Here is a 16528-nt window from a genome sequence, read left to right as displayed (position 1 = left end):
CTCTCAGAAACGGCTGAAACTTCGGCGGTGCCCGGAATTCCAGGCACCGCCGATTGTTTTGGTTTTAGCGATTGGCCCGCTTCACGGCCGCGGCGGCATCGTCAAGTGCCTCTTGCGGTGTCTTCTGTTCCGAGACGGCCGCGCTGAGTTCTGTGCCGATGATTTCGATCAGTTCCTCAGCATTGGTGCCTGATGTCAATGGCGCTGCATCTTCAAGTATGCCCGTGAGAGCTTTGTAGTAAGCTTCACCATAGCCCTCTTTCCAGACCGTTTCATCTTCGAGCACGCTGGTGCGAACAGGTGCACCGCCCATGATGGCACGCCGCTTGGCGACTTCGGGACCGGATATCCAGGACACAAAGTCCCAGGCCGCATCCTTGTCTTCAGAATTTGCGGGTATACCCCACGACCAGGTGCCCAGGACAGCTTTACCACCTGGAACCTCGTGCAGCGTGAAGTTGCCTGCAAGATCGCCCGACATGCCGCCTGGTGCGTTCAGAGTGGGAAGCATCCAATTATAGGACAGCATGGTTGCTGCTTTTCCCGACGACATAGCGCGCAGGGCCTCGTCGAAACCCCAGTTGAGCGAATTTTTCGGGGCGGCGGTTTTGTATGTTTCTATGTATTGGTTGAGTGCCTTGACGGCCGCTTCATTGTTGATGATGACGTTCCCGTCGGCATCGAACACCTCACCGCCATTTGCGTAAAGCCAGTTTTTCCACTCTTCCATGATCTTGTAGCCCTTTTGAGGCTGCATGGCGGCACCAAAAAAGTCGTCAGTCGTCAGCGACTTTACGGTTTTCATGTAGTCTTCGATTGTCGTGGGGATTTCCAGGCCTTCCTTGTCGAAGATGTCCTGACGGACAATCAGGCCCAGCGCATAATTGTAGTACGGTACGCCATAGGTCTTGCCATCCACAACGCCAATCGAGCTGATAGCACCGACGAAATCATCGAAATCATAGCCATCGCTGGACGCAATAAAATCATCCAATGGTGCCAGATAACCAGCTTTGGCAAACTCTTCCATCCACGGGTTATCGATGATGATCACATCATAAGTCGCTTTTGGAGCCAGCGACGAAGTCAGGATTTTATCACGCATGGCGTCGAAGGGCATGGCGTCAAAATTGACCGTCACATCCGGATTGGCGGCGGTGTATTCTTCCGTCAGTTTTTTGATGATTTCGTAGTCAGGCACTTCCTCGATGATGATGTTCAATTCTGCAGCGCTGACCCATGCCGTACTCAAGAACGTCGCAGACAGAAAGGTGGCAATTGTTGGTAGAGAGTTGAATTTTTTCATTTCGATGTACTCCTGCTTCAGTTGGTCTTCTTATGGTTCAAGTCATGTAAACGCCGCCTGTCACATTGACGGCCTGGCCGGTCATGAACCGGGCACCCTCCGAGGCGAGGAACACCACGACGTCGGCAACATCTTCCGGCTCTTCAAGCCGCCCGAGCGGCGTTTGGTCGATGTAGGATTGCAGCACCTTCTCAGGCGTCGTCCCAAGCAACTCGGCTTCCCAGGCAATTTCACGGTCCTGCATCGGCGTTCTGACAAAACCGGGACACACCGCGTTGACGCGGATACCATCCCTGGCATGCTCGCGAGCCAGCGCCTGAGTCCAGCCGACAACAGCAAATTTGCTGGCGGAGTAATGCGCGAGCAACGGCGCGCCGACTTTCGCAGCGAGCGATGCAGTGTTCACAATCACGCCCTGTCGCTTGCGGTCGAGAAAATGTCGAACGGCGCACTGATTGGTGAAGAAAACGCCCTTCGCGTTCACATCCAGATTGAAATCCCAATCTTCCTCGGACAAATCCAGCGCACGCTTCATATTTGATACACCGGCATTGGCGTGGACAATGTCAACAGGGCCAAATGCCGACTCAGCCTCTTTGAAAGCTGTTTCGATGTCGGCCTTGCTCCGCACATCGACCCGACAGTAGCGGGCCCGGTCACCGATTGATGCGGCAGCCTTTTTCGCCAGGTCTTCATCCAGATCCGCAAGCATGACAGCGTGGCCCAGCTTGTGGAACGCACGCGCCGACGCCAAACCTATGCCGCCTGCCGCCCCGGTGATCAAAACTGTCTTCATCAACACGCCCAAATTATAACAATTTCCAACAATAAAACACGAAAAAAATACCGTGACAACGGAAAAATGTTCTTTTATGTTTGAATTGTTTCCGATATACACACATCTAAACAAATTGAGCGTGAGCACCGGCTAAATTGAGAGGCGAGCAATATGAGGGCAGCGGCGAAATTGCATGCAACGCAGCGGCATTCACTCATTCTCCAGGCGCTGGATGAAACCGGCTTTGTGACAGTTCCGGAAATGGCGACCGCATGCAATGTGTCAGAGATGACGATGCGGCGCGATCTCGACTTTCTGTCAGAAAACCGGAGACTTGAGAGAACGCATGGTGGCGCTGCCAGACTGGATTCCAAAGGCGCCGTCATGGTTGATCTGGTGGAGCCGAATATCGATGCTCGATCTGTCGTCAATAGTGAGGGCAAGTCCGCTATAGCGCGCAGCGCAGCCGACCTCATACAACCCCACCAGACAATCGCGCTTGATATCGGAACCACCACCCTCAGCCTTGCCAGTATCTTGCTGGATCGCGACATCAATATCTACACCAGCAGCCTCAAGATTGCCGGCCTGCTTGCAGGCAAACAGCCGAGTGTTTTTGTTCCGGGCGGCCGGATATTCGGTTCTGAACCATCGGTTGTCGGACCCCAGGCCGTCAGGTGTCTGAATGATCTGTGTTTTGATCTTGTCTTCATCGGCGCGTCTGGCGTGACGGATGCCGGCTTCTATGATTATTCGCTCGAAGACACCCACATCAAGCGGGCCCTGATCGAGGGCGCACAAAAGGTCGTTGCGCTTATCGACAGCACCAAATTCGACCGCATGTCAGTCGCAAAAGTATGCGCGCTGAAAGAGGTTGACCTGCTGGTGACGGATGAAGAGCCGCCGCAACCACTATTAGAAACACTCAAGGCCGCTGGCGTCACCGTCCAACTCGCCAAATAGCTTACAACTGTAAAAGGAATACCTCATGATATTCGACTTTTTTGACAAGAAGAAAAAGGCCGTCATTGCCATGGCTCACATCGGAGCGATGCCAGGGTCACCGCTTTACGACGCCGATGGCGGCATGGAAAAGCTTGTCTCAGATGTCCTCTCAGATATCGAAAAATTACAGGATGGTGGTGTCGACGCGATCATGTTCGGCAATGAAAATGATCGGCCATACCTTCTGAAAGCGAGCACGGAAAGCGTTGCGGCCATGACCAATATCGTCGCTGCCGTAAAGCCCGTCCTGAAAGTCCCGTTCGGGGTCAATTATCTGTGGGATCCGACCGCAAGCGTTGCCATTGCCGCCGCTGTCGGCGCGTCTTTTGTCCGCGAGATTTTCACAGGCGTGTTTGCATCCGATATGGGTGTATGGGCGCCGGATTGCGCCACCCCTCTGCGCATGCGTCGCAATCTTGGCTGTGACAATTTGAAGCTGCTCTTCAACATCAATGCGGAGTTTGCGCATTCGCTGGATTTGCGGCCTATTGGCCTGCGGGCCAAGTCCGCAGTATTCTCGTCACTGGCTGATGCAATTCTGGTCTCCGGTCCGATAACGGGCCAACCGGCCGACGGGTCTCAACTGCGTGAAGCTGTTGAGGCAATTGAAGGAGCCGTTCCTGTATTCGCCAATACCGGTGTCAATATCGACAATGTAGACGACGTGATGTCGGTGGCGTCAGGCTGCATCATCGGTACGCATTTCAAGGTGGATGGCAATACGTGGAACCCGGTTGACGCGAGCCGGGTCAAACGTTTCATGGATAAGGTGGACGGATTGCGTTGAGTCCAGCATGAGCGATAGCATCGACTGCGTCCTGGGTCTGGATATTGGCACAACTTCGACGATCGGCATTCTGATCGGACTTCCCGATCGTGTGCTTGCTAAAACATCCCGCCCGGTCACTCTTTCTTCACCGAAAGTGGGCTGGGCAGAGGAGAATCCGCAAGACTGGTGGAGCAATGTCACCGAAATCATACCGGAACTCCTTGAGCAGTCGGGCGTCCCACCGCAGGCGATCAAGGCAATTGGTGTTACGGGAATGCTTCCTGCTCTCGTTATCCTGGATCAGAACGACACGATCATTCGGCCTGCCATTCAACAAAGTGATGGCCGCTGCGGCGCACAGGTCACTGAGATTGCCGGTGAAATCGACGAGGCAGAGTTCACGCAGACCGCTGGTAATGGAATAAACCAGCAGCTCATTGCTGCGAAGCTGCGCTGGCTTGAACAGAATGAACCTGACAATTTCAAACGCATCGCCACTGTGTTCGGCTCGTATGATTTTATCAATTGGAAGCTGACCGGTCAAAAGGCCATTGAACAAAACTGGGCGCTGGAGGCAGGCTTTGTCGATCTGGCAAATCATGAGCTTTCAGACGATCTCATAGCACTGGCGCACTGCCCGCGCGCCTGTATTCCCGATAAAATTCGATCGGAGAAAATTCTTGGACACGTCACGCACTCGGCAATGCAGGCGACAGGTCTGAGCGTTGGCACGCCCGTTGTCGGCGGCGCTGCTGATCACATCGCTTCGGGGCTGGCAGCAGGCGTCACGCAGCCGGGGGATATGCTGCTGAAGTTTGGCGGGTCGATAGATGTTCTGATAGCGACCCAGACAGTATCGCCGGACCCAAGAATGTTCCTCGACTATCACCTGATCCCCGATATGTTCATGCCAAACGGCTGCATGGCGTCAGGCGGGTCATCGCTCAACTGGTTTGCAGACAAATTTGCCGGCGGTGAGTTGCCGGCCGCACAAAAAGCCGGTCTCACCTTGCACCAGCATCTGGACATCATATCTGCAACCACGCCTGCGGGTGCTGACGGCGTTCAGATCATTCCCTATTTTCTCGGTGAGAAAACGCCGATCCACGATACCGATGCCCGTGGCATCATTCATGGGCTCAGCCTCAGTCACGATTTGCGCCATGTCTGGCGTGCGATGCTGGAAGGATATGCTTATGCGCTTCGCCATCACGTCGAAGTCTTTGCCGAAATGGGACATCCGGCGCGACGAGTTCTTGCATCTGACGGGGGAGCGAATTCGCAGTTCTGGATGCAGATCTGTGCCGATGTTCTGCAAAAACCTGTCCAATTGCTGATAGGGCATCCCGGTTCCTGTCTGGCAGCAGCCTGGGTAGCAGCTATGGGGGTTGGCCTCAGTGAAGACTGGGCAGGGATCGACCGCTACGTCACATACGGGGAACTGCTACAACCCAGGCCCGAGACTGCCGGATTGTACGACAAGGGGTATCAATTGTTTCGTGAAACCTATACCGCCCATCGCGCCGCAAGGAAGGCAGTGGATGAGTATTAAGGCGGTTTTTTGGGATATCGATGGTACCCTGGTCGATAGTGAACCTTTGCATTTGCAAGCCTTGCTGGCGGTTTGCAAGCGGTTCAATGTCGATATTTCAGACTTGCCCGATGAGACCTTCATAGGTGTCGATATCATTGGTGTGTGGCAAGCGCTCAAGCACCGATTCGCGGAAAATCTAACCGTGAGCGCATGGAATGCATTTATAGACGATTATTACGCGCAACACTGTGAAATGCTGCATATCATGCCGGGTGCGCTTGACACCATCCATAGCCTGCATGGGCTTGGTTACCGCCAAGCGGCCGTTTCCAACTCGGGACGCAGGGTGGTTGATACCAACCTTGATTTCCTTGGCATCAACGGAGTTTTCGAATTCAGCATCAGTCTTGATGATGTCAGCGAAGCCAAACCTTCACCTGCGCCCTATTTACAGGCTTTGAGTCAAATGGGCATCGCGCCATCTGAAGGCCTGGCCGTCGAGGACAGCTCTTCCGGCGCCAGAAGTGCACAGGCGGCCGGACTGACGCTGGTTGCGTATAAAAATCCCGGATTACCGGCAGATGTGTGGATCGACGAACTCACCGAATTGAAGAGCATCTGTCGCAACATCGGTTGAATTAGCGCGCAAAAACCGCAATTGACACAAGCAGTTCCTGCGACAACCAGCAATCCGGTTTCACCCGGCTTTCGTTTGCTCCCGGCTCTTCGGTTTCCCTGTCAGCATGGGATCGCTCACTTCATCGGCGTCAATCCGCAGGCCTGGCCAACTGACGACCCCGGCTGTATTGCCGGTCACAGGACTACCCGGCTGGCTGCGACAGATCGGTGTGGCCGGACGCTTTCAATTCAGTTTGTATTTGGGTACGATGACAGCAGCCACATTCGACAACAGGCGAAATGACCATGGCGGATAAATCCAGCTCGACGGGCAGGATGATCCGTTGCGGCCATCTGCGATATGACAAGACAAGGAGCCAAGAATTTGACCGACAAAAAAGTACCTCCCACAACCACGGATGCCGGAATTCCAGTTGCCAGTGATGAACATTCGCTAACCGTCGGGCGGGATGGCCCGATTGTGCTGCATGATCATTATTTGATTGAGCAAATGGCGAATTTCAACCGGGAGCGCATCCCCGAACGCCAGCCCCACGCCAAAGGCAGCGGTGCATTCGGCCATTTCGAAGTCACCAAGGATGTCAGCAAATACACTAGAGCAGCGGTATTTCAACCTGGCACAAAAACCGACACCCTGATTCGGTTTTCCACTGTCGCTGGCGAGCGCGGCAGCCCGGACACCTGGCGGGACCCACGCGGCTTCTCGCTGAAGTTTTATACGACCGAAGGAAATTACGACATGGTCGGCAACAATACGCCGGTCTTTTTCCTTCGCGACCCGATGAAGTTCCAGCATTTCATCCGTTCACAGAAACGGCGTGCAGACAATGGCCTGCGCGATCATGATATGCAGTGGGATTTCTGGTCATTGTCACCGGAGTCGGCCCACCAGGTTACCTGGCTGATGGGAGATCGCGGCATTCCTAAAACCTGGCGGCATATGGACGGCTTTTCCAGCCACACCTATATGTGGATCAACGCGCAAGGTGAGAAGTTCTGGGTCAAATATCATTTCCAGACTGACCAGGGAAATGAATTTCTGACGCAAGCCGAAGCCGATAAAATGGCCGGGGAAGACGGAGACTACCATCGTCGCGACCTGTTCAATTCGATCAAGGACGGCAATTTTCCAAGCTGGACCCTATCGATGCAGATTATGCCGTTTGAAGAAGCCAGAACATATCGCCTGAACCCGTTTGATTTGACCAAGGTCTGGCCGCACGGGGACTATCCACTGATTGAGGTCGGCAAACTTACGTTGAACCGAAATGCAACGGACTTTCACACCGAAATCGAACAGGCTGCGTTTGAACCCAATAATCTGGTGCCCGGCATTGGTTTGAGCCCGGACAAGATGCTGCTGGGGCGCGGGTTCGCCTATTCAGATGCCCATCGGGCGCGGCTGGGTGTGAATTACAAGCAGATTCCAGTCAACAAGCCACGATCGCCTGTTCACAGTTACAGCAAGGATGGCGCGATGCGAACCGAGAATGTGTCCGATCCGGTTTATGCGCCAAATTCCAAAGGCGGGCCTGCTGCGGACCCATCTCTCACCGACGATGCCGGCCTGTGGTACGCCGATGGCGACATGGTGCGTCAAGCCTATACATTGCGCGAAGACGACGATGACTGGAGTCAGGCCGGGATACTTGTCCGTGAGGTAATGGACGATGCCGCACGCGAGCGCCTGGTCAACAACATCGCGGGCCATCTCAAAGCCGGCGTTTCCACACCCGTTCTGGAGCGGGCACTGGAATATTGGCGCAATGTCGATGCGGATCTGGGCGCGCGCATTGCAACAGCGTTGAATAAGTAACTTGTGGAGCGGTTATTTTGATCGCTCTTTCGAAAGCGACTGTGACGCTGCCCTGGCAGCGTCACAGTCGTGACCTGAGACCCAACTTACTTACGGTTGTTCGGAGAATTCACTGGGCGTAATATTGCCCAATGATGAGTGCGGCCTTTCCACGTCGTAGTCCCCCTTCCATACGGTGATCTGTTCTCGCGCTTTAGGAAGCGATGAGAAGAGTGTTTCATTAGCCATTGGTCTCTGAAGCTGCCGTTGAAGCTTTCCACAAAGGCCCTTGGCCGATACATAGGGGGATCTACAATCCAGTCCGGTGCCATTCAGCATTGGGCTATAAATCGCCGATAAAATTCAAAACCGCAGTGGCACGGGTAGAGTGAAAACCTCTCTGCGTTATCGGAGCAAGTCCACTTCTGAGTGGGGCATTCATGCCGCGGCACGGGTCACGGCTGAGATTTCATCCACAAGGATATCAGCAATCAACGCGCAATCTTTGAGTGAAAAGGCCAGAGGCAAGCGCATATCGAACAGGCTTGCCAACACATTGTCGGTAACGGGTAAGGACTGGCGCTGCAAATAGCGCCAGCTGTCATGCGACGATGTAAACCCAATTGGCGTTGCACCCCCGAACCATTTGACCTCGACACCCCGCTGCGCAAGGCCTGCAAGCAACGCGTTGGCGGTATCCGGATGGATGTCTGGAATTCTGAACTGAATTGAACTGCCAACGAATTTTCCATCATCCGGGCGCTTGGGCAATGCCACCGCACTGCATTCCTTCAAATGTTTTGCAATGATGTCATAACGCTCGTTCCATGACTCGATAGAGTGGTCCAGTTCTCTGAGTTGGGGGCGCAGGATTGCGGCACGCAGGTTATCCATCCGCGCGGACATGTTGGGCATATTCAGACGCGGGCCTTCAAAATATTCGGAATCGGGCCCGGCACCGTGCCGGCCATAAAGCATGTAGGACCCCGACAGAATGGTCGCCCGTGCCATGAAATCCGGATCGTTTGAGGTAAGCAGCCCGCCTTCGCCAGAATTCATGTGCTTGTATGTCTGGGTGGAAAAACATCCGGCATGGCCAAAATTACCGCTTTTCGTCCCTGCCCAACTAGCCCCCATGGTGTGTGCGCAATCCTCAATCACCGTCAAATTGAGACGCTTGGCGATATCGGACAGACGCTTCATGTCTACCAGGTGACCCCGCATATGCGAAAGCAGCAGGTATCTGGCGGAGACATTTCGGGCCTTCTGTTCCAGATCGGCAAGATCAATCACCAGATCAGCCGTGACTTCCACCAGGACCGTCGCGCCGCCCACCGCCGCTATTGCACCTGGAACCGGAGCGAGCGTGAACCCGTTGGTCAGGACAGGATCGCCGGATTTAACGCCTGCCGCGCGCAGCGCAATCTGCATCGCCTGACCGCCCGACGCGCAGGCAAGGCAGTATCTTGCACCCTGCCAATGTGCAAATTCCTGTTCCAGCAACGCCGTCTCGCCGGGTTCAGCAGCGACCGTGTTGTAACGATGCAGGCGACCGTGCCTGAGCACCTCCAGCGCGGCTGCGATCGCAGCGTCCGGGATTTTTGCTTGCTGGGTAAAGCTTCCGCTGAAGACAGGTTTCATCATCATCTTACTCCGCCGCTGGGGCGGCAACCCGCCCGTTCTGGAAGTCGAACACTATGCTCATTAGAAATGCGATTTTGCATTGCAAGTTTGAAATCCGCCTCTCAACTTGCAAATCCGGGTATCCACACACTTCGCGGAATTGCCGGAGGCTGTTTCAGGTGAATCCTATTCTGGATATGTCAGGTTGATCTGCTGGCGGACTTTATCAATGGTCTCGATGATTGTAACAGTCTCATCGAGGCTCATGCGCGGACTCTCGGTGAGGCCGGCGGCAATGCAGCGCTCCACTTCCTGGGCTTCATATTGCTTGCCCCAGAAGGGATAGGGCTCGGAGAAATCTTCAATCAGTTCGTCCTTGCCGTTGAACAGCTTGAACCTGGAAGACCTGTAGAACACGGAGCCCATCTCGATGCGGGCCTTCTCGCCAATGATCGCCGCCCGGTTGGGTCCACGCGCGTCCATGGCCGTCTGCAAGCTGGCAATAGCGCCATTGGCATATCGGAAAATCATGGAAGTCGACAAATCAACGCCAGTGGAAGTCATTGTAGCCACTGCGTTGATGTGCTCGGGCGCGCCCAGGTAATCGGAGGCAAAAGACACATTGTAAATGCCCAGATCGAGCAGAGCCCCGCCGCCCAGGATCGGGTTCCACAGACGCCCCACAGGGTCAGAGTCCAGCCGCTGACAATGGTCTGCGGTCAGCGCCCGAATTTCGCCCAGCGCTCCTTCCTCAATCAGCTGGTGGCTGCGCACAGTATGCGGCATAAAGCGGGTCCGCATCGCCTCCATGGCGAACAAGCCCGTCTCACGTGCCACGTCGCGAACCCGGCGCGCCTGTTCTCCGGTCAACGTGAACGGCTTCTCAACGAGAACATGCTTGCCGTGGCGTAATGCCAGTTCAGCATGGGCTGCATGCTCGGAATGGGGCGAAGCGATGTAAACCGCCTCTATATCCGGGTCATTGACCAGAGCCTCGTAGCTCCCATAGGCCCTTGCCGCGCCATATTTGGCGGCAAATTGGTCCGCCCTCTCCTGACTGCGTGAACCAACAGCCAGAAATGTCCGACCAGCCGAACCAAGGTCCTGGGCAAACAATGCTGCAATTCCCCCTGGTGCCAGAATACCCCACCTCAACGAACCCATAGATTTTTCCTTCCAATATCAGTGCCGACAATGCGTCTGGCGTGATTTTTCATACGCATCCATGTACGTCCCGGCGTGATCTTGCGACTCCAGGGAAAATCGGCACGGATCGTCGTTAACGACACGCTCCACCAACGCAAGATGCATTTTCAGACGTCGGCCCATCGTCCCATATTGAACAACCGGTGGGTTCACGCAGACAACGCGATCAGTGCGAGCGCAATACGCGCCCGTTGTCGTGCTTGGTTCGTGCACCCTCGAACATCGAGAACACACCATTGACCAGCACATGAGCGATCCCGGTCGCAAAACGCCGTGGCTCTTCCACGTCACAGTGACTGGCTATCTGGTCAGCATCAAAAACGGTAATGTCGGCCCAGGCCCCGGACTTGATCACACCCCGATCCGCCACTCCCAGGCGCTCTGCCGGCAGCGATGTCAGACGCCGTACGCCTTCGGACAGCGACAACACCTTGTGATCGCGGACATAGTGTTGCAGGAACCGTGCCGCCCAGCCATAGCCGCTGAGCGAGCCGACGTGGTGTTTGAGACATCCCTCGGGAGCCAGCGCCAACGTGTCCGAGATGATCGCGCAATCGGGCTGCGAAATCGCCAGGCGAATATCATCCTCAGAGAAGGATTGCGAAGTCCACATCAGGTGGTTCATATGCTCCCCCTCTTCAATAAGCAGATCGAGCGCAGCATCGTAGGGGTCGACATTGCGGCGGGCACCAATCTCGTCAAAGGTCAAGCCGACGAGTTCGGGATTGATGGTCGATTGCATGAGCACGATCTTGTGCCACTGCCCATCATTCACAAGCCTCCACATCGGTCGCCGATTGCCCTTGATTCGCAGCCTTGTCGCTGAATCCTTCAGTCGCGCCTGCACAGTTGCAACGCCGCCTTCCTGCGCCCACTGCGGTAGAATGGCTGATACCCGGGTGTGCGACCAATCGTGCGGGATCACATCATAGGCCACATCGACACCATGGCCCTTGGCCTCGTTGACCATATCGATGGCATGCTGCATCGCGTAAGCGGGAGCGCCATACTTGGGCTGGATATGCGAAATCTGCAGTCGTGCGCCAGCCGCCCGGGCGGTGGAAATCGCTTCTCCAAAACCGATGTCATAGAACAAGTCGCGATTGCGCACATGGGTGGCATAGAGCACGCCCCGCTTTGCTGCGATGCCGATCATTTCTGCAAGCTGGTCGGGCGAGGCCAGACTTCCGGGCCAGTATTCCAGTCCGGTGGAAAAGCCATAGGCACCACCGTCGATGCTCTCACTCAGCAACCCCTTCATCTTGTCCAGCTCTGCGTCGTCCGCAGCGCGCAACGCATCACCCAGGACGGCTCGATGAATGGTCCCGTGTCCGACGAATGCGGCCACGTTCACGCCCAACGAGATTTTGTCGAGATGATCCAGGTACTCGCCAAAGCTCTGCCAGTCGACGTCGACCATACCATCGGCATACCCTGGCGCCATGATTTCGACATCGCGGACGCTGTGCACGGGAGCGCATGAATAGCCGCATTGGCCGATCACTTCGGTGGTAACGCCCTGGTGTACTTGGCTTTGCGCCCGTCCGTCTGCAGCAAGGGTGAAATCTGAGTGGGTGTGCAGGTCGATGAAACCCGGTGCCACAGCCAGCCCGTCCAGTTCGACGTGCCGCTCGGCCTGGGAACCCGCAAGCTTGCCGATATCTGCAATTCGTCCGTCCTTGATGCCAATGTCACCGCGCAACGGGTCGCGTCCGGACCCGTCATAGATAACGCCATTTGTCAGAAGTGTATCAAGCATCGTTGTTGCTCCTTGGATTGGGGCTAGCGGGCTGGCCCATAGAATAGATTTGGAAGCCAGAGCGACATTTCCGGAAAAAAGATAATCAACAGAAGACCCAGGCAGTACGCTGCGATGAAAGGCAGCACAGCGACCGAAACCTGTTCAATACTGACGCCCGAGATTCGGGCCGCGACGTTGAGGTTTCCGCCCAATGGCGGCGTCAGAAAGCCAATCTCGCAGGTGATGACGGTGAACACACCAAACACAACCGGATCGACGCCCAGTCCAACCACCAGCGGCAGAAACACCGAGGTGAACAGAATAATCTGTGCCAGCGACTCCATGAAGGTACCGATAATAATGTAGAATATGCCGATCAGTATCAGCACGATATATACGTTGACGGTCATGCTGGTGATCAAGGCTTCAACTGCAGCCGGCACATCATAGAAGGCCGAGAGCTGCCCGAAGGCCAAGGTGGGAGCCAGCAGGATCAAAAGTCCGGTCATTAACGCCGTGAAGCGAAGACTTTCGAACAGCTTGCGCGCAGTCAGTTCGCGGTGCACGACGGCACCAACGAACAGGGCATAGAACACGGCAACTGCAGCCGCCTCGGTTGGGGTGAATGCCCCGCCATAAATCCCGCCGAGTATCAGCACCGGGGCGCCAATTGCCCATTTCCCATCCCACATTGCACGCAGTGCGGGGGCCCAGGAGAAAGGGTCGCCGGATCCACCGTAACCCTTGCGCCGCGCAATGATATAGGTGGTGATCATAAGGAAGGCAGTGACTACGAAGCCGGGAATGAAGCCCGCCAGGAACAGGCGCGGAATCGAAGTTTCCGAGACAAGACCGTAAATGATCATCAGGTTGGAGGGTGGGATCAGACTGCCGAGCGCACCGGCTGCGGCGGCAATGGCGGCGGCAAACGGCGTATGATAGCCCTCGCGCTGCATTGCCGGAACAGTCATGGAACCGATGGCCGCAGTGGTGGCGGGACCCGACCCGGAAAGCGCTGCGAACAGCATACATGCGAACACTGTTACCAGGCCCAGACTGCCGCGATAGGCACCGACGAGGTTGGTTGCCACGGCTATCAACCGTGTTCCCAGGCCACCGACTTCCATCAAGCGCCCGGCGAGGACGAACAGTGGAATGGTCAGCAGAGGAAACGGTGTAAGCCCCGTGTAGCCGATCTGCGCCATCAAGGTAGACGGGATTTCTATCAAAAACAGCGCCAGGAAGGTCGTCAATCCGACCGCCGCAAAAAGCGGCGCGCCGATCAAGGTGAGACCGGTAAACACCAGGGCCAGAATGACAAGTTCATTCATGCGAAGATTCCACTTCGTGTTCTGCGCGCATGCCTGGAATCCCCTTGCCGTCCAGGCGCAGCCAGATCACGTAAACCTGAACCAGACGGAGCAAGATCAGCAGATGCCCGATCACCAGGATCGATTGCGGATAGAATTCGTCGATACCCAGGCTTGGGGTGTGCGCAGGATAGCGCGCCAGCACACCGAGATACTCGACCGACACGATCAGCATCAAAATGCAATAGACTGCGGCAAACAGATCAGCGAGAAACACAAACCACTTGGCGATGGTTCGTGGAAAGAGCAGTATTCCTGCCATGATCCGGATGTGAAACCGTTCCCGCACACAGAGAGACGCACCCATATACACGGCCCATACCATGGCAATGGACGCGACTTCCTCACTCCATGGCAGCGCGGAATGAAAGACGTAGCGCATGACAACCTGCAGAAAAACGCAGATCGCCATTATGCTGAGCGCCAAGGCACAGATAACTTCTTCAGTATGACGTTCGATAAGCCGTGGAATAGCAGACATCTGCGGGACTCCTGTCGCATGGGCAAGCGGCAGATGGCGCGCGGAGCTTAAGTGGCTCCGTGCGATCAGAAAAAGATGCCTGCGTTATTTTGCGGCGTCCCGGATCTCTTTGAGCAGAGCGGCAAAAGCCTCGCCGCGCTCAGCTGCGACTTCTTGCTGAACAGTTTCTGCCGCTGCAATGAATGCGGTGCGATCGGGGCGCGTTACTTCCATGCCGCCTTCCGTGGCGAGCCAGGTACGAACTTCTTCGATGCGGCCTATCATGTACTGCATGTGAAACTCTCCAGCTTCGTCCGCCGCACGTTGAACCGCCTCCACCTGATCTTCAGAGAGCTTTTTCATGAACGCGTCAGAAACAAACATCGGAGTGAAGCCGGCAAAATGATCAAGTACGGTCAGATACTTGGCGTATTCATAGAACTTCATTTCCTGGATGATGTTCGTCCCGTTGTCGCCTCCGTCGATGGTCCCGGTCTGCAATGCCGTAGGGGTTTCGGACCAGGCCAGAGGCACAGGCTCAGCACCGAATGCAGTAAAGGTTGCAAGCATCACCTTGTTTTTTGGAACGCGAATCTTCAGACCATCCATGTCCTCGATGGTGTTGATCGGCCGCACCGAGTTGAAAAAGTCACGATAGCTGGGTCCGCCAAATGTCAGCAGATGAACACCGGTCTGCTCCTGCAGTTGCCGCTTCAGGGACGCTCCCGCAGGACCATTTGCGACCGCGCGCAAGTGATCGGTGTTTTCGAACGTGTAAGGCAAAACCATTACGTCCATCAAAGGCCAGCTGGGCGAGACGTTGCCCGGAGAGATGAAGTAGGCGTCGACAGTGCCAAGTTGTAACGCTTTGAACGCATTATCCTCGCCCCCGATTTGGCCCGAGTGGCGCAACTTGACCTCAATACTACCTTCGGAATAATCGTCGACCAGCTTCTTAAACTCTTCAGCAAGCACGCCATAGTCTGAGTCCAGCGGGGTTTCCCAGCCGAGGTTCATGGTCAATTCAGCCGCCAGTGCGGGACCTGATCCCACAAGTGCGATTCCGAAAGCTAGACTTGCAATTGTACTTTTCGAGAATCTGGACATGTCATATTTTCCCCGTGCCGTAGCGATTTAGATGCAAAACGACGCTAGCATGACGCCAATGGTTCGTATAATGTAAAGTTTTCGCCTTATTGATGCCTGGCGTGCATCACTGGGAAGGGGTTTGGAACAGTGGAGACAGGCTTGAGGAGGTTGCGGTATTTCTGGAGCCTCTCCAAGGAACTGAATTTCCGGCGGACAGCGCAGCAGTTGAATATCACCCAGCCTGCGCTGAGCCGCGCTATTGTACAGCTTGAGGGAGAGGTGGGCGTAAAGCTGCTCGAACGGACGAACCGGCACGTAAAACTTACCGTCGCTGGCCATGCTTTCGCCACAGGTTGCGAACGTGTGCTGCGGGATCTGGGCGACGTCATAGACCTGACACAGAAGGTTGCACAGGGATATGCGGGGCACCTGAATGTCGGCTATACTGACACCGTGGTTTCCGGTCGCTTGCCCGACATCATCAAATCGTTCCATGGTCTCGCGCCAGAAATTCATATCCGGCTCACTCAGGCCCATACGGAACGACAGCTTGATATGCTGGACAAAGGACGTCTTGATGTCGGCTTTATGACCGGACCGTCGCTTCGCGCCGACGTCCGCACCATCGACATTCAGTCCGACCGATTGCTGGCGATCTTACCCGTCGATCACCCTGTTGGGGTTCCTGACCAACTCCGGCTTGCTGATCTTGCCGACTTGCCTTTCATTTTAGGTGAGACGGCTTCGTGGAGAACATTCAACGCGCATCTGTTTCGCCACTGGGATAAAGCGGGCATCAATCCCCGAATCGTGCTGAGGGTCCCGGAATCCCGCGCGATTATAGGGCTGGTCTCTTGCGGTCTCGGAGTATCGATCCTCCCTGAATGCCAGGTTCAAACCATTGACAAACGACTTGTTGCGCGGCCGATTCTGGACATTAGTGACCGGGTCCCCACCCATTGCGGATGGTTGTCCGGGGCATTGCAGCCGGCACTACAGCAATTCACAGACCACTTGGCTCAGTTCGAAATCACGCAGGAGGCCATCACCGCCCGGTGATCCTTTCGACATGGCATGATTGCCGGTTTTCTTGAGCTTCCTCGAACCAAACATCAAGATCGAAAAGTGCCAATGGCATCTTTTGAGGCATGCCTGCTCATCGCCTCCATCCGGCTTATCGCAAGGAATTGAAATCAATCGGTATTAATTGAGA

At 55.3% G+C, this 16528-nt stretch carries 15 protein-coding genes; 6 read left to right on the top strand and 9 right to left on the bottom strand.

Features of this window, described 5'->3' with window-relative positions; all coding sequences use genetic code 11:
- Positions 1-64 precede the first annotated feature (64 nt).
- Positions 65-1306 (bottom strand): sugar ABC transporter substrate-binding protein, encoded by a 1242-nt coding sequence (locus tag RAL88_RS18930; RefSeq protein ID WP_306265585.1) that lies wholly within the window; start codon positions 1304-1306, stop codon positions 65-67.
- Between the two features lie 37 nt (positions 1307-1343).
- Positions 1344-2102: an SDR family NAD(P)-dependent oxidoreductase gene (locus RAL88_RS18925; protein WP_306265584.1), complete on the bottom strand. Its 759-nt coding sequence runs from the start codon at positions 2100-2102 to the stop codon at positions 1344-1346.
- Between the two features lie 153 nt (positions 2103-2255).
- Between RAL88_RS18925 and RAL88_RS18920 the strand changes: the two genes are divergently transcribed.
- The 5 genes from RAL88_RS18920 to RAL88_RS18900 all read left to right on the top strand — a co-directional run bounded on the left by RAL88_RS18920 (position 2256) and on the right by RAL88_RS18900 (position 7847).
- A complete protein-coding gene (locus tag RAL88_RS18920; RefSeq protein WP_306265583.1) occupies positions 2256-3047 on the top strand; it encodes a DeoR/GlpR family DNA-binding transcription regulator in 792 nt (263 codons plus the stop codon).
- Positions 3048-3072: 25 nt separating this feature from the next.
- The gene (locus RAL88_RS18915; protein ID WP_306265582.1) at positions 3073-3876 is read left to right on the top strand and encodes a BtpA/SgcQ family protein; all 804 of its coding nucleotides are present in this window, start codon (positions 3073-3075) and stop codon (positions 3874-3876) included.
- 7 nt (positions 3877-3883) lie between these two features.
- A complete protein-coding gene (locus RAL88_RS18910) occupies positions 3884-5410 on the top strand; it encodes an FGGY-family carbohydrate kinase (protein WP_371932119.1) in 1527 nt (508 codons plus the stop codon).
- Positions 5400-6029 (top strand): HAD family phosphatase, encoded by a 630-nt coding sequence (locus RAL88_RS18905; RefSeq protein WP_306265581.1) that lies wholly within the window; start codon positions 5400-5402, stop codon positions 6027-6029. Before RAL88_RS18910 ends, RAL88_RS18905 begins: the two co-directional genes overlap by 11 nt.
- Before the next feature lie 366 nt (positions 6030-6395).
- Entirely contained in the window at positions 6396-7847 is a 1452-nt protein-coding gene (locus RAL88_RS18900; protein WP_306265580.1) for a catalase, read from the top strand.
- A gap of 90 nt (positions 7848-7937) precedes the next feature.
- Here the strand turns inward: RAL88_RS18900 and RAL88_RS21750 are convergent, their stop codons facing one another.
- From RAL88_RS21750 to RAL88_RS18870, 7 genes are all read right to left on the bottom strand, one after another.
- Complete coding sequence (locus RAL88_RS21750) at positions 7938-8075, bottom strand: integrase core domain-containing protein (RefSeq protein WP_371932118.1); 138 nt, start codon at positions 8073-8075, stop codon at positions 7938-7940.
- Positions 8076-8264: 189 nt separating this feature from the next.
- Positions 8265-9470, bottom strand: coding sequence for a DegT/DnrJ/EryC1/StrS aminotransferase family protein (locus RAL88_RS18895; RefSeq protein WP_306265579.1), 1206 nt, complete (start codon positions 9468-9470; stop codon positions 8265-8267).
- Positions 9471-9635: 165 nt separating this feature from the next.
- On the bottom strand, positions 9636-10613 hold the full coding sequence (locus RAL88_RS18890) for a Gfo/Idh/MocA family protein (protein WP_306265578.1): 978 nt from the start codon (positions 10611-10613) through the stop codon (positions 9636-9638).
- 208 nt (positions 10614-10821) lie between these two features.
- The gene (locus RAL88_RS18885; protein ID WP_306265577.1) at positions 10822-12414 is read right to left on the bottom strand and encodes an amidohydrolase family protein; all 1593 of its coding nucleotides are present in this window, start codon (positions 12412-12414) and stop codon (positions 10822-10824) included.
- Between the two features lie 23 nt (positions 12415-12437).
- On the bottom strand, positions 12438-13727 hold the full coding sequence (locus RAL88_RS18880; protein WP_306265576.1) for a TRAP transporter large permease: 1290 nt from the start codon (positions 13725-13727) through the stop codon (positions 12438-12440).
- A complete protein-coding gene (locus tag RAL88_RS18875) occupies positions 13720-14247 on the bottom strand; it encodes a TRAP transporter small permease (protein ID WP_306265575.1) in 528 nt (175 codons plus the stop codon). The genes RAL88_RS18880 and RAL88_RS18875 overlap by 8 nt, the downstream gene beginning before the upstream one ends.
- Before the next feature lie 84 nt (positions 14248-14331).
- A complete protein-coding gene (locus RAL88_RS18870; RefSeq protein WP_306265574.1) occupies positions 14332-15333 on the bottom strand; it encodes a TRAP transporter substrate-binding protein in 1002 nt (333 codons plus the stop codon).
- A 129-nt stretch (positions 15334-15462) separates the two neighbouring features.
- On the opposite strand from RAL88_RS18870, the gene RAL88_RS18865 reads away from it, so the two are divergent.
- Complete coding sequence (locus tag RAL88_RS18865) at positions 15463-16374, top strand: LysR family transcriptional regulator (RefSeq protein ID WP_306265572.1); 912 nt, start codon at positions 15463-15465, stop codon at positions 16372-16374.
- Positions 16375-16528 lie beyond the last annotated feature (154 nt).

The organism is Pararhizobium sp. IMCC3301 (genome assembly GCF_030758315.1).
Classification (GTDB): Bacteria; Pseudomonadota; Alphaproteobacteria; order Rhizobiales.
The sequence above is the reverse complement of the archived record's forward strand: the minus strand, read 5'-3'. Positions and strand labels throughout refer to the sequence as shown.